This is a genomic window from Reyranella sp., from assembly GCF_004297405.1.
Classification (GTDB): domain Bacteria; phylum Pseudomonadota; class Alphaproteobacteria; order Reyranellales; family Reyranellaceae; genus Reyranella.
Genome location: NZ_SCVC01000021.1, coordinates 95,255 through 113,326, shown reverse-complemented (window position 1 = coordinate 113,326; position 18,072 = coordinate 95,255). Strand labels below are relative to the sequence as shown.

Sequence of the window (18,072 nt, the reverse complement as noted above, 5' to 3'; positions counted from 1 at the left end):
CCATGCTGAGTTTCGGCGCTTTCGCTTTTGCCGCGCCCGGCATGCTGGCCCTGCTGCTGGCGTTGCCGGTGATCTACTGGCTGCTGCGGCTGATCCCGCCGCTGCCCAAGCTAGTGCGCTTCCCCGCCATCCGCCTGCTGATCGGCCTGGAGCCTGCCGAGCAGACGCCGATGAAGATGCCGTGGTGGCTGCTGCTGCTGCGCCTTCTGCTCGCGGCGGCGCTGATCCTGGCGGTCGCCCGGCCGCTTCTGAACCCGCAGGCCGAGCTGCCGGGCCGCGGACCGTTGATGCTGGTGATCGACGACGGCTGGTCATCGGCGCCAGGCTGGGCGACACGCATCGCCCATGCCGAGCGCCTGATCCAGCGCGCCGAGCGCGCCAATCGACCGGTCGTGCTGACCGGCACGGCGCCGGCGCCGCTCGATGCCCCGACCGTGCGTCGCGGCGCGATGCGGCCGGACGAGGCCCGCACCCTGTTGCGCGCCTTCCGGCCCAAGCCCTGGCCGACCGATCGCGCGGCCGCCGTCACCGCCATCGACCAGATGCAGGTCGATCCGGCCGCCTATGTCGTCTGGCTGAGCGACGGGCTGGAGGACGAAGGCGCCCCACGCCTGACCGAACGGCTCCGCCGCTTCGACGGCCTGCAAGTGTTGCTGCCCGACCAGGCGACGACGCCACTGCTGCTCCTGCCGCCGGCCGCCGAAGGTCGCGACCTCAAGGTGCGTGCGCTGCGTCCCGTGGCCGACGGGCCGCGCAAGACGGCGATCCAGGCATCGGACGAGCAAGGCCGTGTCGTGGCCCGCATCGATCTCGACTTCGCCGCCTCCGCCACGCAAGGTGAAGGCGTGCTGGCCATTCCCGCTGAACTACGCAACCGCATGGCGCGCCTCGACATCGAGGCTCAAGGCGGTGCCGGCAGCACCATCCTGCTCGACGAACGCCACCGCCGCCGTCCCGTCGCCATCCTGGGCGAGCGCGCAACGGCTGGCGGGCAACCGCTGTTGCAGGAGATCTACTTCCTCGAGCGTGCGCTCGATCCCTATGTCAGCCTGAGCATTGGCGATCGCGAATCGGTCCTGACGCGCAACACAGCGGTTCTGTTGATCCCCGATGGCGCCGCGCCGTCGGCCAACGATCGCGAGGAGATCGCCAAGTGGATCGAACGCGGCGGCATCGCCGTGCGCTTCGCCGGCCCCAACCTCGCCCAAGGCAGCGACAATCTCGTGCCGACGCCGCTGCGGCTTGGCGACCGGGCGCTGGGCGGCGTGATGAGCTGGGGCGAACCGAGTGCGCTCGCCGAGTTCCCGCCCAACAGCCCCTTCCTCGGCATTCTGATCCCCAAGGACGTGCGCATCTCGCAGCAGGTGCTGGCCGAGCCGACACCCGATCTCGCTGACAAGACGTGGGCGCGACTGGCCGATGGCACGCCGCTCGTCACGGCTGAAAAGCGTGGCCAGGGCTATCTGGTCCTGATGCACACCACGGCGAACACGGGTTGGAGCAACATGTCGCTGTCCGGCCTGTTCGTGAACATGCTGCAGCGGCTGGTGACACTGTCTCGCGGCGTTGCCGGCGATGGCGTCAACAAGGCGCTGAAGCCCTGGCGCACCCTCGATGGTTTCGGTCGCCTCGGCGCGCCGCCGGCCGGCATCCAGATGCTGCCCGCCGATGCCGGCGAGACGTTCCTTCCCAAGCCCAGCTCGCCGCCGGGCCTCTACGGCGACGAGAATGCCCAGGTCGCCTTCAACATCGGTGGCCGCATCCAGCCGCCCAAGCCGCTGGTGCTCCCGAGCGGCGTGACGACCGACAGGCTGTCGGAGGGCGGCGAAACCGACCTGTCACGCTGGTTCCTGCTGGGCGCGCTCCTGTTGCTGCTGGCCGATCTGCTGATCTCGCTGTGGTTGCGTGGCCTGCTGCCGCGCGCCCTCCGGTTCAGCCGCGCCGCGCCGGCAGCCCTGCTGCTGGCAGCCGCGATGACCGGCGCACCGGATGTCCAGGCACAGCAGCTCCAGCCTCCTCAGCGGCCGACGACGCAGACCAGCACGCCCCAGGAGAAGCCCGGCCCGCCGCCGCTCACCGAAGAACAGGCGCTTAAGGGCTCGCTCGACATGCGGCTCGCCTACATCATCACGGGCGACAAGGAAGTCGACGACATCAGCAAGGCGGGTCTCGAAGGCCTGAGCGAGATCCTGCGCAACCGCACGTCCGTCGAGCCGGCCGATCCCGTCGGCCTCGACCTGGAGCGCGACGAACCGCGGCTCTATCCGCTGATCTACTGGCCTGTGACCGCGACGCAGCCCGCTTTGTCCCCGCGCGCGCAGGCGGCACTCGATCGCTACCTGCGGACAGGCGGCATCATCTTCATCGACACGCGCGATCAGCAGATGAGCTTCGATCGTCCGGCCGGTGGCAATCCCGACCTCAAGCGCCTGCTGGCCGGCGTCGAGACGCCGCCCCTGCAGACGATGCCGCCGGACCATGTGCTGACCAAGGCGTTCTATCTTCTGTCCGACATGCCCGGCCGTTGGCAGGGCGGAAAGCTCTGGATCGAATCTGGCAACGGTCGCGTCAATGACGGCGTCACGACGATCGTGATCGGTTCCAACGACTATGCCGGCGCCTGGGCGGTCGACCAGCGCGGCCGCGGCGTGATGCCGGTCTCGCCCGGCGGCGAGACGCAGCGCGAGATGGCCTTCCGCTTCGGCGTGAACCTCGTGATGCATGCGCTGACCGGCAACTACAAGGACGATCAGGTCCATCTGCCCGACATCATGCAAAGGCTCAGGCGATGAACATGACCTCGGCCGTTTCCGTTGCTTTCGATCCCCTGCTGCCGTGGGCGGTGCTCGCTGTCCTGGGAGGCATCGGGCTCGTCCTGGTCCTGCTCGGCCTTCGGGCTGGCGCGCGCGGCACCCTGTGGCGACTGGGTTCGCTCGTCGTCGTGCTGGCCGCTCTCGCCAATCCGTCGCTGATCGAAGAACAGCGCAAGCCGATCGCCGACGTGGCGCTGGTCGTGGTCGACGACAGCGACTCCATGTCCATCGGCGAACGGCGCCAGCAGGTACAGACGGCGCGCGAAGTGTTGAAGCGCAAGCTCGGCCAGCAGGACGGTCTCGAGATTCGCGAAACGGTGTTGCCGCCGTCACACATCCAGCTCGGCAGCGAGCGGCCGGGCGGAACGCGTCTGATCGAGGCGATGCGGTCGGCACTGGTCGAAGTCCCTCCGGAACGACTGGCAGCCGTCGTGCTGCTGAGCGACGGCCAGGTCCATGACGTGCCGACAGGCGTGCCGCCGGAATTGGGCGGCGCGCCTCTGCATGCACTGATCGCCGGCAAGAAGAACGAGCGCGACCGGCTGATCGTGCTCGAACAGTCGCCGCGCTTCGGCGTCGTCGGCCGCCAGGTGACGGCCAAGTTCCGGATCGAAGATCCCGCGGGCGGCACCGCGCCGGTCACGCTTTCGGTCGGTGGTGACGTCGTCAGACGCATCGACGTGCCGGTCGGCCGCTCGGTCGAACTGCCGATCACCGTCGGCAATCCCGGTGCCAATGTCGTCGAGCTGGAAGTCGGCGCCGGTCAGAACGAGCTGACGCTCGACAACAACCGCGCCCTCTTCACCATCAACGGCGTGCGCGACCGTCTGCGCGTGCTGCTGGTGTCGGGCGAGCCCTACCAGGGCGAACGGGCGTGGCGAAACCTGCTGAAGAGCGACCCCGCCGTCGATCTGGTGCACTTCACGATCCTGCGCACGCCGCAGAAGGACGATTTCACGCCGGTGCGCGAACTCTCGCTGATCGTCTTCCCGATGCGCGAGCTGTTCGAGCAGAAGCTGAAGGAGTTCGACCTGATCATCTTCGACCGATACGAGTCGGGGAACCTGATCACGCGCGACTATTTCCGCAACATCGCCGAGTACGTGAAGGGCGGTGGCGCGCTGCTGGTCTCGGTCGGCCCGGTCTTCGCCACGCAGCGTTCGCTCTACCGCACGCCGCTCGGCGCCGTGCTGCCGGCGGCGCCATTGGGTGACGTGCTGGAAACGCCGTTCAAGCCCAAGGTCACCGACATCGGTCAGCGCCATCCGGTGACGGCCAACCTGCCGCAAGCGGGCGACCCGAACAAAGAGCCCGAGTGGGGCCGCTGGTTCCGCCTCGTCACCTCGCGCACCGAGCGCGGCAACGCCGTACTGTCCGGCGCCGAGGACCGGCCGCTGGTCATCCTCGATCGCGTCGGCGAGGGCCGCGTGGCGCAGCTCATGTCGGATCACCTGTGGCTGTGGAACCGTGGCATCGACGGCGGCGGGCCACAGCCCGAGCTGGTTCGCCGCGTGGCGCATTGGCTGATGAAGGAGCCCGACCTCGAAGAAGAAGCCCTGCGTGCGACGGCAGTTGGTGGTCGCATCGAGGTAACGCGCCGCACGCTCGCCAACAGCTTCCCGCCGGTTGCGATGACCAGCCCCGGCACGGCGCCGAATGGGGGCGAGACGCGGACGTTGGAGCTGAAGCAAAGCGCGCCAGGTCTCGGCGTCGCGATCGTCGATGTCGACAAGCCCGGTCTCTACCGTTTCGACGACGGCACCTTGCGCACCGTCGCCGCCGTGGGCAGCCCCGATCCGCTGGAATTCTCCGACGTGCGCGCGACCGATGCCAAGCTGAAGCCCCTGGTCGAAGCGACCAACGGCGGCCTGATGTGGCTCAGCGACCAAAGCGAACCCGATATCCGCGCCGTGCGTCCCGGCCGCGCCGCGGGCGGTTCCGACTGGATCGGCGTGCGCCGCAACGAGGGCTACACGGTCGCCGGCATCAACCAGCTTCCGCTGCTGCCCGGCATCCTCGTGGCGCTGGCGTTCCTGATGGCCATCGGCAGCGCCTGGTGGCGTGAAGGGCGCTGAAAACGGCGAAATCTGCCGTTACTAACCAGAAACTTGATCGCCTGCTTCTTGGCGCCATTTTGGGGCCAAGAGGTAAATCCAATGATCGAACTCAGACCTTTCGAGAAGCTCGGCAAGTCGAACCACGGTTGGCTCAACGCCAACTTCCATTTCAGCTTTGCCGAATACCGCAACCCGGAGCGCATCCATTGGGGCGCGCTGCGCGTGTGGAACAACGACCGCATTGCGCCGCAGTCCGGTTTTCCGCCGCACCCGCATCGCGACATGGAGATCGTCACCTACGTCATCAAAGGCGCGATCACGCACAAGGACCACCTCGGCAACGAGGGCAGGACCGAAGCGGGCCAGATCCAGGTGATGAGTGCGGGCGACGGTATCCAGCACGCCGAGTACAACATGGAGCAGGCCGAAACCGAGCTGTTCCAGATCTGGATCCTGCCCAACAAGCAGGGCGTACCGGCACGCTGGGAAACCGTTCAGTTCCCGACCGACGGGCGTGACGGCAAGCTCGTGCCGCTGGCGTCGGGTCGCGGCGATAATGGAGCGATCCCGCTCTATGCCGACGGCTCGTTGCTCGCAGGCACCCTGAAGGCAGGTCAGACGATCCGCCAGAAACTCGGTGGCAAACCCACCTACCTCGTGCCGGCCAAGGGCAAGATCGAGGTGCGGGGCAGCGATGGCCAGCCTGTGACGGCCAAGGCGCGCGATGGCGTCGCCGTCGTGGACCAGGACGAAATCGAGCTCACCGCGCTCGAGGACGCCGAGATTGTGCTGGTCGAAACCGACAAGCTGAACTGAGCGTCCGTACAATTGACGCTAGGGACCGGGCGGGCTTTGATCCCGCCCGGTTTTCGTTTGGGAGAGAGACATGGCCTACAAGGGCTTCGATCTGACGGGCAAGGTGGCGCTGGTGACCGGCGGCAACGGCGGCATTGGCCTCGGCATGGCCGACGCGATGGCGGAAGCCGGTGCCGACATCTGCATCTGGGGTACCCGCAAGGAGAAGAACGACGCGGCCGTCGCCCAGCTCAAGAAGCATGGCCGCAAGGTGCATGCGCAGACCGTCGATGTGGGCGACGAGAAGCAGGTCCAGGACGCTTTCGCCGAGACGGTCAAGGTGATGGGCCATGTCGACAATTGCGTCGCCAATGCCGGTGTCTCCGGCCGCGGCAAGGGCTCGATCCTCGAGATGGATTACGAGGAATGGCGCCGCGTGCTGCGCGTCAACCTCGACGGCGTCTTCTTCACCTTCCGGGCGGCTGCCAAGCACATGGTCGAGCGCGGACAGGGCGGCTCGCTGGTTGCCATGGCCAGCACGGCAGCTATCGAAGGCGCGGCCCGGTCCAGCCACTACGGCGCGAGCAAGGGTGGCGTCACTGCCATGGTGCGGGCGCTGTCCGTCGAACTGGCGCGCTACAAGATCACCGTGAATTCGATTCTGCCCGGCTGGATCGAGACCGAGATGACCGCGAATGCCGTGGCCAACCCGAAGTTCGCCGACAACGTCCTGCCGCGCATTCCGCACCGTCGCTGGGGTACGGGCGCCGATTTCGGCCCCATCGCCGTCTATCTGGCGAGCAGTGCTTCGAGCTACACGACAGGGCGCGACTTCGTTATTGATGGCGGCTATACGTTGTTCTAGCCCTAGCTAAATTCACGTCCGCGTCCATATCCGCACCCTCGGGGGATCAAAAATGATGAATCGGTTTGCCGCTTGCCTCGCCGTCGTCGTCGCGCTTGGCGCTCTGCCGGCTGCTGCCCAGCCGCAACCCAAGCAAGTCGCGGCGCCGGGTAAGCCCGCGGCAGCGGCGCCGGCCGGGGATGATCGCTATGTCGGCTACTACTATCCGAAGCCCAGCTCGACGGAGCACTACACCTCGCCGATGCAGACGATTGCCGGCACCGACCGCGCCCAGCGCGTGCAGTTCGCCACCGTCGTCTCCCAGGGCACGATCCAGTCGGCGTACCGGGTTCCCTATGCGGTCTTCGTGAAGGGCGAGAAGGCCGACAAGATGATCATCGTCGGCCTGCAGCCCGGCGAGCTCGGCACCGTCTATCGCATGCGTGCGATCCTCGCGAACATGACGACCATGTCGCGCCTCTCGCCGTTCTTCCAGGAGCGCACCGTGGCGGAGGATGCCAACTTCTTCGACCTGCTGAAGCTGCTCGGCTTCCAGCAGATCACCATTACCGACGGTGACAAGGTCACCCATCAGGTGGACATCAAGTAAGCCGCTCTAGATCGCGTTCATGCCGCCGTCGATCACCAGCTCGGCGCCGGTCATGAAGCGGGACTCGTCTGAAATCAGGTAGAGCACGCCGTAGGCAATGTCCTCCGGCGTGCCGAATTCCCCGACCGGTACGCGCTGACGCGTACGCTCTCGCGCCTTCTCGCTCGGCAGGATGCTCTCGCCCATCGGCGTGATGATGATGCCGGGATGCACCGAGTTGCAGCGCACCTTGTAGCCCTTGCGCGCGCAATCGATCGCCACGGTCTTGGTGAACTGACGCACGGCCCCCTTGCTCGCGCCATAGGCCGAAAGGTCGGGCGTGCCGAGGAAAGCTGCCAACGACGACAGGTTGACGATCGATCCACCACCGGACGAACGCAGGGCCGGCACGCCGTACTTGCAGCCGAGGAACACGCCCTCGACGTTGATCGACAGGATGCGGCGCCACTGCTCCAGACTCTCGCCCTCGAAGGTCGAGGGGAATGGCCCGGCGATCCCGGCATTGTTGACGAGCCCGTCCAGCCGCCCCTCGCGTGCCAGGATATCGTCGATGATGCGCTTCCAGTCGGCTTCCTTCGAGGTGTCCTGTTCCTCGAAACGCGCGCGGCCACCAATCTGCTGCACCGTCTCGAGACCGCCCGGCCGATTGACGTCAGTGACGATCACGGTGGCGCCTTCGGCCGCGAGCAGCTTCGCGGTGGCGCGGCCAATGCCCGATCCGGCACCCGTGACGAGCACGACTTTGTCTGCAACGCGGTCCATGTTTTCCTACCTCTGATTTCCTTGTCGCGACGCTAGAAGCAGCGCAGGTTCGCGACAAGCAGGGAGGAACGGATGGCTCGCACGCTGGAATTCTACTTCGACTATGGCAGCCCCTACAGCTATCTGGCCGACACACAAGTTGCCGCCATCGCCGCGCGCACCGGCGCCACTCTGGTCAGGAAGCCGATGTTGCTGGGTGGCGTGTTCAAGGCGACGGGCAATGCCTCGCCGATGACGGTGCCGGCCAAGTCGAAATGGGCATCCACCGACATGCCGATGTGGGCGAAGCACTATGGCGTACCGTTCCAGCCCAATCCGCATTTCCCCGTGAACACGCTCGCCCTGATGCGCGGCGCCGCGGCGGCCGAAATCGACGGGCTGTTCGAGCACTACCATCCGGCGATCTACAAGGCGATGTGGGTGGACGGGCGCAACCTCAACGACATGAAAGAAGTCGCTGCCGTGCTCACCGCCGCCGGCATCGATGCCGCGGCCTTCGGCAACCGGATCCAGGATCAGGACGTCAAGGATCGCCTCAAGGCCACGACCGAAGACGCCGTGGTACGCGGCGTGTTCGGCGCACCAACCTGTTTCGTGGACAGCATGATGTTCTTCGGCAACGATCGTCTGCCATTCGTGGAAATGGCGCTCAACGGAGACCTTAAATGAAAAGACTCGGGGCACTCGTCGCGGCTGGCACCCTCTTCGCCGCCCTGCCCTCTTTCGCCCAGACCGTCGGCACCTGCCCGCGCGGCGGTGGCAGCAGCCAGCCGCAACCCGTGCGCATCCTGTTCGACCTCGGCAGCTCGCACATCCGGCCTGCCGAGAAGCCTGTCATCGCGCAGGCGGTGAAGACCGCCAAGGATCGGCAGGTTTCGGCCATCTGCCTGATCGGCCATACCGACAAGCTGGGCGACAAGGCCTACAACGAAAAGCTCTCGCGGGCGCGGGCACAGGCCGTCGCCGCCGAGATGGTGCATGCGGGTTATCCGGGCAAGGACATCACGATCGTCGCCGACCCGGAAGCCTTCGGGAACATGAGCCTGGGCAAAGAGAATGCCTCGGAGATCGATCGCAAGGTGACGATCTTCTACGCGCGCTGAAGCGGCGTCTGCGCGCGCTGAAGGTCAGGTACCCATCTCGATCGCGACCTTGCCGACCACCTTGCGGTCGATCAGGGCGCGGAAAGCATCGGCCGCGCGCTCCATCGGGAAACGATGCGAGACGTGCGGCCGCATCACGCCGAGGCCAGCAAGCCGCGGCAGCTCCTCGACATAATCCCGGCCGAGCTCGGGCGAGTGACGCAGGATCGTCTCGCCGGCCCGCACGCCCAGCACGGTCAGGCCCTTGATCAGGATGTGGTTCGACATGAGCTTACTCGGCCCGCCCGAGGTGAAGCCCACCACCAGCAGCCGCGCGCCATAGGCGGCAGCCCGTACGGATTTTTCCAGCACCTCGCCACCGACCGGATCGTAAACGACGTCGACACCACGGCCGTCGGTCAGGCGTTTGACCGCCGCGACGAAGTCGTCAGTGCGATAGTTCACGACATGATCGGCGCCGTTCTGGCGCACGACGGCCAGCCGGGCATCGTCGCTGCCGGTGGCGATCACCGTGGCGCCGAGATGTTTGCCGAGCTGAACGGCCGCCAGACCAACGCCGCCCGAGGCGCCGTGAACCAGCAACACCTCCCCCTTCTTGAGCTGGGCGCGATGAACCAGCGAATGGAAGGCGGTCTGGGCCGCGACCCTGAAGCCCGCGCCCTCGGCGTAGGACCAGTCCTTTGGAAGATGCAAAAGCGGGCCACTGGCCGGCACGCGGACATATTCGGCGAAGGCGCCAGGGCGAACGCCGAAGATCACCCGGTCGCCTGGCTTCCAGCCCGTCACGTCGGCGCCGACAGCGTGGATCGTGCCCGCGCCTTCCATGCCGGGAACAAACGGCAGCTCCGGCTTGTGCTGGTAGCCGCCCGACACCATCAGCACGTCGGGAAAGTTGACCGAGGCCGCACCGACCCGGATCACGACATCGCCCGGCCCCGCTTCGGGGATCGGGCGTTCTTCGATATGAAGGACTGAAGGATCGCCAAGGCGATCGCAAACGACCGCCCGCATCAGGCTAGTCGAGCTCGAAGGCGTTCTTGTAGTCGAGCTTCAGCGCCGGATCCTGGTCTTCCTTCTTGAGGAAGCAGTTGCCGACTACCAGGACCTCGATCTCGCTGCCCATGAAGCAACGGAAAGCGTCCTCGGGTGTGCACACGATCGGCTCGCCACGGACGTTGAACGAGGTGTTCACCAGAACCGAGCTGCCGGTCTTGGCCTTGAACGCCTCGATAAGCTTGTGGAAGTCCGGATTGGTCTCTTCGTGCACGGTCTGGACACGCGCCGAATAGTCGACATGCGTGACCGCTGGAATGTCGGAGCGCGGCACGTTCAGCTTGTCGATGCCGAACAGCGCTTCTTCCTCGGCCGTCATGGCGCGGCGACGATCCTCGACCACCGGCGCGACCATCAGCATGTAGGGGCTCTCGGTCTTGATATCGAAGTACTTCGACACGTCCTCGCTCAGCACCGCCGGCGCGAAGGGGCGGAACGATTCGCGATACTTGACCTTGAGATTGAGCGTCTTCTGCATCGAGGGCGAACGGGCATCGCCCAGGATCGAGCGGGCGCCGAGCGAGCGCGGCCCGAATTCCATGCGGCCCTGCATCCAGCCCACCGCCTTGGAGTCGGCCAGTGCCTGCGCCGTCTGTTCGATCATCGCGGCATGGTCGAGACGGGTGAACTTGGCGCCGGCGGCCGTGAGGCGCTCGGCGATCTCGTCGTCCTTGAAGTCCGGCCCAAGGTAGGAGCCGGCCATGCTGTCCATATGACCGTTGAGCTTGCGCGCCTGGCCGAGGAAGCCGTGATAGGCGGCGTAGGCCGCGCCGACCGCGCCGCCGGCATCGCCGGCCGCGGGCTGCACCCAGATGCCGTCGAACACGTTCTCGCGCAGCAGCTTGCCGTTGGCGACGCAGTTCAGCGCCACACCGCCGGCGAGACAGATGTTCTTGGCGCCGGTTTCCTTCTTCACCGACTTGCCGAGGCGGATCACGATCTCCTCGGTGACGGCCTGCACCGACGCCGCGAGGTCCATGTGATGCTGCGTGAGCTGCTGCTCGGGCGTGCGCGCCTTGCCGCCGAACAACGCGCCGAACTTGTCGTTCGTCATGCGCAGGCCGGTGCAATAGTCGAAATACTGCTGATCCAGACGGAACGAGCCGTCTTCCTTGAGGTCGACGATCTTGTCGAGGATCAGGTTCTTGAACTTGGGTTCGCCATAGGGCGCGAGGCCCATGACCTTGTATTCGCCCGAGTTGACCTTGAAGCCCGTGTAATAGGTGAAGGCCGAATAGAGCAGGCCGAGCGAGTGCGGGAAGTGGATCTCGCGCAGCATCTCGAGCTTGTTGCCCTGGCCCCAGGCCAGCGACGTCGTGGCCCACTCGCCGACACCGTCCATGCACAGCACGGCGGCTTCTTCGTAAGGCGACGGGAAGAAGGCCGAGGCGGCGTGGCTCTGGTGATGCTCGCCGAACAGCAGGCGCTTATGCCAATCGAAGTCCGGCTCCCAACGCTTCATCTCGTCGCGCAGCAGCGTCTTCTGGAACAGCTTTTCCTTCAGCCACAGCGGCATGGCCATACGGAAGGAACTGAAGCCGCGCGGCGCGTAGGCGAGGTAGGTCTCGAGCAGTCGCTCGAACTTCAGGAACGGCTTGTCGTAGAAGGCGACATAGTCGACGTCCGGCAGCTTGATGCCGGCGCGGTCCAGACAGAACTGGACCGCATTCTGCGGGAAGCCCGCATCGTGCTTCTTCCGGGTGAAGCGCTCCTCCTGCGCAGCGCTCACCAAATGGCCGTCCTCGATAAGCGCCGCAGCACTGTCGTGATAGAAGGCCGAGATGCCGAGCACCCGCATGGGACTGGTCCTACCGGATTAGAAGAGTGTGTAGATGAATGGCGCGATCGCCGACCCCTTGGTCAGCACGATCAAGCCGCCGAAGATCACCATCATGATGAGGATCGGCAGCAGCCAGAATTTCTTGCGTTCTCTCATGAACGCCCAGAGTTCGACAATGATTGAGCCCATGGCTCGGTCCTTTCGCGATCAGAACTGGTTGCGCATCGACTGCGGCGGCGGCCCTGGCGGGGTGCGCTCGATCCAGTAGGTCTTGGCATTCCGGTCGAGCTTCAGCCGCAGGAAATCCTTGCCGAAAGCCCGCATCACCAGACCGATCGGCATGATCGTCACGAAGAACAGCAGGCCGAGGATGAGCGGGTTCATCACCTTATAAAGGAGAAGCCCGAACTTCAGCCAAAGCCGGTTCAGCGGACCGAGAATCTTGGGGAAAGTCAGTGCAACGACAAGGAACGCTACCGCAACCGGTAGCGTCCAATGCCATGCCCAACTTTGGTGCCACAGCGAGAACGCCGTGAGGATGCCGAAAAATCCGGCAAAGACGAGACCAAAGCCGCGATCGGAGCCCGCCTTGACGTGCTCCTCTCGCGAAAAGTCTTCATGAAGCTGGCTGGTCGCCATGTGCTAAGCGTTCGCGGTTCCGTTTGGGGGCTCTTAACTCCCTGATCCCAAACGCCAAGTCAATTGGCGACCTCGTGAGCGGTTATTCCGCCGCGGCGGCAGCGACCTGGTTGTACCCCAGCAGCGCCGACAGGGTCCGGCGCCACACGGCCGTGGCGCGCTCGAAGCTGAGCCCGTCCCGGCGGCGGAGCACGATCCAGGCGTCGAGCGACAGGGCCGCACCGATCGCATCGGCCAGCTCCTCGCGGGCCTGCTCGTCCAGAGCCTCGAATTCAGGCGCAAACGTCTGGAAAGTAGCCGCCCGAAGCTCGCGCTTGGACGCCAGACCACGCTCGATCAGGGCCGGATGGCCGACGAACTGGCCGGCTGCAACCCGCAGCGGGACAGTCTTGTCGAACAACTCGGCGAAATTCTGCACCAGCGAGGCGATGCGGATGACCTGCGGCTCGTTGGCCGCCGTCGGCGCCGGGGCCGCCACGTCCTTACGGATGGCGTCCATGACAGTTACGAAAAGTGACTCAACATCGCCGAAATGCTGGAACACCGAACGCACCGAGACGTCCGCGCGCTTGGCAACCGCAACCACGGTGGGGGCGGTGCTGGTTTCGGCGATCATCGCCTTCGCCGCTTCAATGACCTTACGACGGGTCTCGGCCGCACGCCGATTGCGCCCATCGGTCCGGCCACCCGTCCCGCTCATGTCCGCCGCCGTCGTCGTTGCCACTGCGTTGCCGCGCGGCATCACCGCTGCTTCGCTCATGTGCTCTTTCCTATCCGAAGTGGAGGCGAACAGATGGTCAAGGACCAGTACGTCGCCTATGGAGGGCGTGAGATAAGGGTCGAGTAAGGCAGGAACAAGGTAAACACCGTCGCACCACCATGAATACGAGCCATGCAAAAACCCCGCTCGCGGTCCTCTGGGACTTCGGCGGCGTGATTCTCTCCAGCCCGTTCGAAGCGTTTAATCGTTACGAATCAGAGGCTGGTCTTCCCAAAGATTTCATTCGCGGCCTGAATGCGCGCAATCCGAATACGAATGCGTGGGCAAAGATGGAACGAAGCGAAGTTTCCCTCGACGGTTTTGTCGCACTCTTCGAGGAGGAAGCGCGGGCGCAAGGTCACGCTGTCGACGGCTGGAAGATCTTGCAGGCACTGAGCGGCGACATTCGGCCGCAGATGGTGGAAGCCCTGCGCCGCTGCAAGGCAGCCTTTCGCGTCGCATGCATCACCAACAACATGAAGTCGGGCGAAGGCCCGGGCATGGCACGCGGCCCGGAGAAGGCCAAGGCCGTCGCCGAGATCATGACTCTTTTTGAGCATGTCGTTGAATCGAGCAAACTCGGCCTGCGCAAGCCGGATCCCAAGATCTATCGGCATGCCTGCGATCTTCTCGGCGTGCCGCCGGAGCGATGCATCTATCTCGACGATCTCGGCATCAACTTGAAGCCGGCGCGCGAGATGGGCATGCGCACCATCAAAGTGGTGGATCCCGACGTCGCGATCGACGAGCTGCAGGCGATGGTGGGGATTCCCCTGCGAGGCTGATGCAGGTGAAGCGCGTCGCGCGCCCGATCACGGCGAAGTATCTGCAGAACGCGGCTGCGTTCTATCTCGAACGATATGCGAGTTCGGCGGAAGGATTGCGGCGCGTGCTACGGCGTCGCGTGCGCAAGGCGGAGATGCTCGACGCACCTGTGATGGACAACGTCGAACAGGCGATCGAAGTCGTCGTCCAGAAGTTCGTCACGGCCGGCTTGCTCGATGACAAGGCTTTCGCCCAGACCAAGGCGCGCTCCCTCCATCGTCGCGGCGCGTCGAACCGCCTGACCCGACAACGCCTGCAGGCGGCCGGCGTCGACCAGGATACGGTCGACCACGCCATGACCTCGCTCGACGACGAGCTTGGGTCTGACCCAGCGAGCCGTGAGCTGAAGGCGGCGGCGGCGTTCGCACGGCGGCGGCGTCTCGGCCCCTATCGGGCAAAAGATCGCGAGTCGTATCGCCTGCGCGACCTGGCGGCGCTGGCGCGCGCCGGGTTCGCCTACGACCTCGCCCGCAAGGTGATCGATGCCGCCGATCCCGACGCCCTTGCCGGCACGCTGGACGAAGCCTGACCGGCTCGCCATGGTTTCAAAGGAAGAGGCTCCCATGACCGTCACGATCTGGCACAACCCGCGCTGCAGCAAATCCCGGCAGACGCTCGATCTTCTCCGGAGCAAAGGCGTCGAGCCGACGGTGCGCGAATATCTCAAGGAGCCGCCGAGCAAAGCCGAGGTCGAAAAGCTGATCGGTCTCGTGGGCGGCGACCCAGCCGAGCTGATCCGCGACGGTGAGGCTGAATTCAAGTCGCTGAAACTCGACAAGACCAAACTCGGCAAGGCCGAGGTCGCCGAGGCGATCGCGGCCCATCCGATCCTGCTGCAGCGTCCCATCGTGGTGTCCGGGTCGCGTGCGGCGATCGGGCGGCCGCCAGAAGCCGTTCTTTCGCTTCTGAAATGACACCATGACCGGACGGCTACGCCTCTGGTCGGGTTACGTCCTCTTCTTTTATGTCATCACGCATCTTCTCAATCACGCCCTCGGGCTGATCTCGCTGCGCGTTCTCGAGGCGGGCCGCCACTGGTTCGTCTTCATCTGGCACAATCCCATAGGCCAGGCCGTTCTCTACGGCGCCCTGTTCACCCACTTCTTCCTCGCTTTGTGGTCGCTCTACCGGCGCCGTGCACTCAAACTGTCGCATTGGGAATGGCTGCAATGGAGTCTCGGCATCCTGATCGTGCCGCTAGGCACGATCCATGTCGTCGGCACGCGACTGGCCCATGAATTCTACGGCGTCGAACCCGGCTACCCCTGGGTGCTGGCCTCCATGCTGGTCGGCGGATGGGAAAGCATCGCCCGACAGTTCTCGCTGCCGCTGGTCGTATGGGTTCATGCCTGTATCGGCCTGCACTTCGCCTGGCGCCTGAAGCCCTGGTATCGCGACTGGCTGCCCTACCTCTACGCCGTCGCTTTGCTGGTGCCAGTGGCCGGCATCGCCGGCGCCGCCATCGCCCTGCGCGATGTCGCCGACCTCGCCCAACGACCGGGCTTCCTCGACAGCCTGTTCGAACGCGTTCGTGCGCCAACGCGCGAGCAGGTCGCCAACCTCTATATGATCTCCTACACATTGCAGAGCGTGGCGCTGGCGCTGCTGGTGGCGATGTTCGCCGCACGGCCGCTGCGCGACCTCTGGGAACGGCGTGCCGGTGTGGTCCGCCTCGACTATGGCGAGCGGCGAAGCGTGACCCAACCCACGGGGTTCACGATCCTGGAGATGAGTCGTCTCGCCGGTATTCCGCATGCGTCGGTGTGTGGTGGCCGTGGACGCTGCTCGACCTGTCGCGTGCGCGTCGGCGGTGTCGATCGTGACAAGCTGCCGTCAGCCCAGCCTGAGGAAGCGAAGGTGCTGGCGCGTATCGGTGCGCCGCCCCATGTGCGCCTGGCCTGCCAGGTCAGGCCACCGCCCGGCCATTACAGCATCACGCCGCTGCTGCCGGCCTCGGCAGGACCGATCGAGGCCTATCGCCGCCAGCCGCAGGCCCATGGCGGCGAGCAGTACATCGCCATCCTGTTCGCCGACATCCGGGGCTTCACCTCGATCTCCGAAGGCAAGCTGCCCTACGACGTGGTCTTCCTGCTCAATCGTTACTTCCGCGCCACCGGTCAGGCGATCGAAGCGGCCGGCGGACGGCTCGACAAGTTTATCGGCGACGGCGTGATGGCACTCTTCGGTTTGAACCGGACGCCCGAAGTCGCATGCCGGCAGGCGCTCGATGCAGCCCGACGCATGTCGGATGCGCTGACCGATCTCAACGAAGCCCTGTCGGGAGACCTCGACCAGCCGTTGCGGATCGGCATTGGCCTTCATGCAGGACCCGCCATTGTCGGCGAGATGGGCTACGAACGCGCCGCCCAGATCACGGCCATCGGCGACACGGTCAATACGGCGAGCCGGTTGGAGACTCTCACCAAGGAGTTCGGCGTCGAGCTGGTCGTCTCGCAGGAACTGTTGGACCGCGCCGGCATCGACCTCGGCGATGCCGCCCGCCACAATGTCGAGATCCGTGGCCGCCAGGGGCGGCTCGCCGTACGCGCCGTGAAGCGGGCAGGTGAACTCACGCCAATGTCATAAGATTTTCGTTGCCCGCCGAACGGGCCTGACAAGAATCGCAATCGTCTTCGGGAGGTACCCATGCGCTCCATCCTCGTTGCCGCCATGACGTCAGCGGCCATCGTTCTTTCGGTTCCTGTCCTTGCCGCAGGCGGCGGTGGTGGTGGCATGGAGCAGCCACAGGCCAAGCCTGTCGATGCCAACTACACGCGTGCCAAGGCGATGATCGAAGCCAGGGATTACAGAGGCGCGGTGCCGCTGTTGCAACAGGTCGTGGCCAAGGATCCCAGGAACGCCGACGCTTACAATCTCATGGGCTTTGCCACCCGCAAGTCGGGCGATGCTGCCGGCTCGCTGCAATACTATCAGCAGGCACTGGCCATCGACCCCCGCCATATCGGCGCCTACGAATATCTCGGCGAGGCCTATCTGATGATGGGCCGGCTGCCCGACGCCGAGCAGCAACTGGCGCGCCTCGATTCGCTCTGCACCTTCGGCTGCACCGAGTATCGCATGCTCAAGGCCGCGATCGCCGACTTCAAGGCGGGCAAGCGCCCGACGAACTAGCGTCCGTCCCTCAATGGGCGACGAGCAGCGGTACCGTCATGCTCGCGAGCAAGGTCCGGCTGGCGCCCCCGAGGACCATCTCCCGCACGCGCGAGTGGCCGTAGATCCCCATCACGATCAAGTCGACGTCGCGATCGGCGGCGCGTGAGAGGATCACGCCGCCGACATCGGAGCCTTCCGCGCTATCGTGCTGGAGGACAGCCTTCACGCCGTGGCGGGACAGCCATTGGGCAATATCCGCACCCGGCTCGTTGGCCGCCGACGTTTTCTGCGGATCGATCATCAGCAAGGTCACCTTCACCGCCGCCTTCAAGATCGGCAACGCTGCCGTGGTCGCGCGCACCGCCTCGCGGCTGTTGTTCCAGCAGACCATCACATTGCCGCCCGGCGGCTTCATGACGCCGATGTGGGGAACGATCAGCGTGGGCCGCTCCGTCGCCATCGCCACGCGCTCGACCAAGTCCGACGATGTGGTCACCGGCAAGGCTTCGGGATCGTACTGGCCCAACACGATCAGGTCGGCGTACCGCCCCGCCTCGATCAGGCACTCGTCGGCCATGCCGGCCACAGTGCGCCATTCGCTGGAATCGCCGGCACTGCCGGCCAGGTCCTGGAAAATCGCGGAAGCCGCCGCCTCATCGGTACGGGTCGTCTCCTCGTAACTGGCGTAGAGCGCGTCCATGGCCGCGCTGGCATCGGTGAATATCGGCGTCTGGAAAGGCTGCCGGACATGCAACCCGATGAGATGCGCTCCATGTTGCCGTGCAACATCGGCGGCGATCCTGAGCCGGCCCGCCGCGCCACGCGTCGCATCGCAGTGCACGAGGATGGTCTTGTAGCCCATGGTGATCCTCCCGAGGTTGCCCGTCTGCCCTCGGGTACAACGCAATTGCTCGCGC

At 65.4% G+C, this 18,072-nt stretch carries 19 protein-coding genes; 12 read left to right on the top strand and 7 right to left on the bottom strand.

What is annotated here, in order from left to right; all coding sequences use genetic code 11:
- Positions 1-2 precede the first annotated feature (2 nt).
- From EPO50_RS14180 to EPO50_RS14160, 5 genes are all read left to right on the top strand, one after another.
- Positions 3-2,792, top strand: coding sequence for a DUF4159 domain-containing protein (locus EPO50_RS14180; RefSeq protein ID WP_296345045.1), 2,790 nt, complete (start codon positions 3-5; stop codon positions 2,790-2,792).
- A gap of 2 nt (positions 2,793-2,794) precedes the next feature.
- The gene (locus EPO50_RS14175; RefSeq protein ID WP_296345043.1) at positions 2,795-4,888 is read left to right on the top strand and encodes a hypothetical protein; all 2,094 of its coding nucleotides are present in this window, start codon (positions 2,795-2,797) and stop codon (positions 4,886-4,888) included.
- Between the two features lie 81 nt (positions 4,889-4,969).
- The gene (locus EPO50_RS14170; RefSeq protein WP_296345041.1) at positions 4,970-5,686 is read left to right on the top strand and encodes a pirin-like bicupin family protein; all 717 of its coding nucleotides are present in this window, start codon (positions 4,970-4,972) and stop codon (positions 5,684-5,686) included.
- 70 nt (positions 5,687-5,756) lie between these two features.
- Positions 5,757-6,530, top strand: coding sequence for an SDR family oxidoreductase (locus tag EPO50_RS14165; protein ID WP_296345040.1), 774 nt, complete (start codon positions 5,757-5,759; stop codon positions 6,528-6,530).
- 52 nt (positions 6,531-6,582) lie between these two features.
- Positions 6,583-7,119 carry a hypothetical protein gene (locus EPO50_RS14160; RefSeq protein ID WP_296345038.1) on the top strand — a complete coding sequence of 179 codons (537 nt, stop codon included), beginning with the start codon at positions 6,583-6,585 and terminating at the stop codon, positions 7,117-7,119.
- 6 nt (positions 7,120-7,125) lie between these two features.
- Here the strand turns inward: EPO50_RS14160 and EPO50_RS14155 are convergent, their stop codons facing one another.
- Entirely contained in the window at positions 7,126-7,881 is a 756-nt protein-coding gene (locus tag EPO50_RS14155) for a glucose 1-dehydrogenase (RefSeq protein WP_296345036.1), read from the bottom strand.
- Positions 7,882-7,953: 72 nt separating this feature from the next.
- On the opposite strand from EPO50_RS14155, the gene EPO50_RS14150 reads away from it, so the two are divergent.
- Both EPO50_RS14150 and EPO50_RS14145 read left to right on the top strand, forming a co-directional pair.
- Positions 7,954-8,550 (top strand): 2-hydroxychromene-2-carboxylate isomerase, encoded by a 597-nt coding sequence (locus EPO50_RS14150; protein ID WP_296345034.1) that lies wholly within the window; start codon positions 7,954-7,956, stop codon positions 8,548-8,550.
- Complete coding sequence (locus EPO50_RS14145; RefSeq protein WP_296345032.1) at positions 8,547-8,984, top strand: OmpA family protein; 438 nt, start codon at positions 8,547-8,549, stop codon at positions 8,982-8,984. Before EPO50_RS14150 ends, EPO50_RS14145 begins: the two co-directional genes overlap by 4 nt.
- Before the next feature lie 24 nt (positions 8,985-9,008).
- Here the strand turns inward: EPO50_RS14145 and EPO50_RS14140 are convergent, their stop codons facing one another.
- From EPO50_RS14140 to EPO50_RS14120, 5 genes are all read right to left on the bottom strand, one after another.
- Complete coding sequence (locus tag EPO50_RS14140) at positions 9,009-9,998, bottom strand: NADPH:quinone oxidoreductase family protein (protein ID WP_296345800.1); 990 nt, start codon at positions 9,996-9,998, stop codon at positions 9,009-9,011.
- A 1-nt stretch (position 9,999) separates the two neighbouring features.
- On the bottom strand, positions 10,000-11,835 hold the full coding sequence (locus EPO50_RS14135; RefSeq protein ID WP_296345030.1) for a carbamoyltransferase: 1,836 nt from the start codon (positions 11,833-11,835) through the stop codon (positions 10,000-10,002).
- A gap of 18 nt (positions 11,836-11,853) precedes the next feature.
- Positions 11,854-12,006: a DUF5989 family protein gene (locus EPO50_RS14130; RefSeq protein WP_296345028.1), complete on the bottom strand. Its 153-nt coding sequence runs from the start codon at positions 12,004-12,006 to the stop codon at positions 11,854-11,856.
- Between the two features lie 18 nt (positions 12,007-12,024).
- The gene (locus EPO50_RS14125) at positions 12,025-12,456 is read right to left on the bottom strand and encodes an SxtJ family membrane protein (RefSeq protein WP_296345024.1); all 432 of its coding nucleotides are present in this window, start codon (positions 12,454-12,456) and stop codon (positions 12,025-12,027) included.
- 82 nt (positions 12,457-12,538) lie between these two features.
- Positions 12,539-13,216: a TetR/AcrR family transcriptional regulator gene (locus EPO50_RS14120; protein ID WP_296345022.1), complete on the bottom strand. Its 678-nt coding sequence runs from the start codon at positions 13,214-13,216 to the stop codon at positions 12,539-12,541.
- Between the two features lie 119 nt (positions 13,217-13,335).
- Between EPO50_RS14120 and EPO50_RS14115 the strand changes: the two genes are divergently transcribed.
- Genes EPO50_RS14115 through EPO50_RS14095 form a run of 5 tightly spaced genes read left to right on the top strand, consistent with a single transcriptional unit; the run spans position 13,336 to position 17,173 of the window.
- On the top strand, positions 13,336-14,001 hold the full coding sequence (locus EPO50_RS14115; RefSeq protein WP_296345020.1) for an HAD-IA family hydrolase: 666 nt from the start codon (positions 13,336-13,338) through the stop codon (positions 13,999-14,001).
- A gap of 5 nt (positions 14,002-14,006) precedes the next feature.
- Positions 14,007-14,570, top strand: coding sequence for a RecX family transcriptional regulator (locus EPO50_RS14110; protein ID WP_296345018.1), 564 nt, complete (start codon positions 14,007-14,009; stop codon positions 14,568-14,570).
- A gap of 34 nt (positions 14,571-14,604) precedes the next feature.
- A complete protein-coding gene (gene arsC / locus EPO50_RS14105; protein WP_296345016.1) occupies positions 14,605-14,955 on the top strand; it encodes an arsenate reductase (glutaredoxin) in 351 nt (116 codons plus the stop codon).
- A 4-nt stretch (positions 14,956-14,959) separates the two neighbouring features.
- Positions 14,960-16,627 carry an adenylate/guanylate cyclase domain-containing protein gene (locus EPO50_RS14100; protein ID WP_296345014.1) on the top strand — a complete coding sequence of 556 codons (1,668 nt, stop codon included), beginning with the start codon at positions 14,960-14,962 and terminating at the stop codon, positions 16,625-16,627.
- Positions 16,628-16,687: 60 nt separating this feature from the next.
- Entirely contained in the window at positions 16,688-17,173 is a 486-nt protein-coding gene (locus tag EPO50_RS14095; RefSeq protein WP_296345012.1) for a tetratricopeptide repeat protein, read from the top strand.
- Between the two features lie 10 nt (positions 17,174-17,183).
- On the opposite strand, the gene EPO50_RS14090 is transcribed toward EPO50_RS14095, so the two are convergent.
- Positions 17,184-18,017: a universal stress protein gene (locus tag EPO50_RS14090; RefSeq protein ID WP_296345010.1), complete on the bottom strand. Its 834-nt coding sequence runs from the start codon at positions 18,015-18,017 to the stop codon at positions 17,184-17,186.
- Positions 18,018-18,072: the final 55 nt, after the last annotated feature.

What these genes read in the sequence shown, in the direction of transcription:
- EPO50_RS14120 (WP_296345022.1), bottom strand. Translation starts at nt 13,216, where the DNA reads ATGAGCGAAGCAGCGGTGATGCCGCGCGGCAACGCAGTGGCAACGACG.
- EPO50_RS14100 (WP_296345014.1), top strand. Translation starts at nt 14,960, where the DNA reads ATGACCGGACGGCTACGCCTCTGGTCGGGTTACGTCCTCTTCTTTTAT.
- EPO50_RS14090 (WP_296345010.1), bottom strand. Translation starts at nt 18,017, where the DNA reads ATGGGCTACAAGACCATCCTCGTGCACTGCGATGCGACGCGTGGCGCG.
- EPO50_RS14115 (WP_296345020.1), top strand. Translation starts at nt 13,336, where the DNA reads ATGAATACGAGCCATGCAAAAACCCCGCTCGCGGTCCTCTGGGACTTC.
- EPO50_RS14125 (WP_296345024.1), bottom strand. Translation starts at nt 12,456, where the DNA reads ATGGCGACCAGCCAGCTTCATGAAGACTTTTCGCGAGAGGAGCACGTC.
- EPO50_RS14170 (WP_296345041.1), top strand. Translation starts at nt 4,970, where the DNA reads ATGATCGAACTCAGACCTTTCGAGAAGCTCGGCAAGTCGAACCACGGT.
- EPO50_RS14165 (WP_296345040.1), top strand. Translation starts at nt 5,757, where the DNA reads ATGGCCTACAAGGGCTTCGATCTGACGGGCAAGGTGGCGCTGGTGACC.
- EPO50_RS14130 (WP_296345028.1), bottom strand. Translation starts at nt 12,006, where the DNA reads ATGGGCTCAATCATTGTCGAACTCTGGGCGTTCATGAGAGAACGCAAG.
- EPO50_RS14135 (WP_296345030.1), bottom strand. Translation starts at nt 11,835, where the DNA reads ATGCGGGTGCTCGGCATCTCGGCCTTCTATCACGACAGTGCTGCGGCG.
- EPO50_RS14160 (WP_296345038.1), top strand. Translation starts at nt 6,583, where the DNA reads ATGATGAATCGGTTTGCCGCTTGCCTCGCCGTCGTCGTCGCGCTTGGC.
- EPO50_RS14175 (WP_296345043.1), top strand. Translation starts at nt 2,795, where the DNA reads ATGACCTCGGCCGTTTCCGTTGCTTTCGATCCCCTGCTGCCGTGGGCG.
- EPO50_RS14095 (WP_296345012.1), top strand. Translation starts at nt 16,688, where the DNA reads ATGCGCTCCATCCTCGTTGCCGCCATGACGTCAGCGGCCATCGTTCTT.
- EPO50_RS14180 (WP_296345045.1), top strand. Translation starts at nt 3, where the DNA reads ATGCTGAGTTTCGGCGCTTTCGCTTTTGCCGCGCCCGGCATGCTGGCC.
- arsC (WP_296345016.1), top strand. Translation starts at nt 14,605, where the DNA reads ATGACCGTCACGATCTGGCACAACCCGCGCTGCAGCAAATCCCGGCAG.
- EPO50_RS14155 (WP_296345036.1), bottom strand. Translation starts at nt 7,881, where the DNA reads ATGGACCGCGTTGCAGACAAAGTCGTGCTCGTCACGGGTGCCGGATCG.
- EPO50_RS14150 (WP_296345034.1), top strand. Translation starts at nt 7,954, where the DNA reads ATGGCTCGCACGCTGGAATTCTACTTCGACTATGGCAGCCCCTACAGC.
- EPO50_RS14145 (WP_296345032.1), top strand. Translation starts at nt 8,547, where the DNA reads ATGAAAAGACTCGGGGCACTCGTCGCGGCTGGCACCCTCTTCGCCGCC.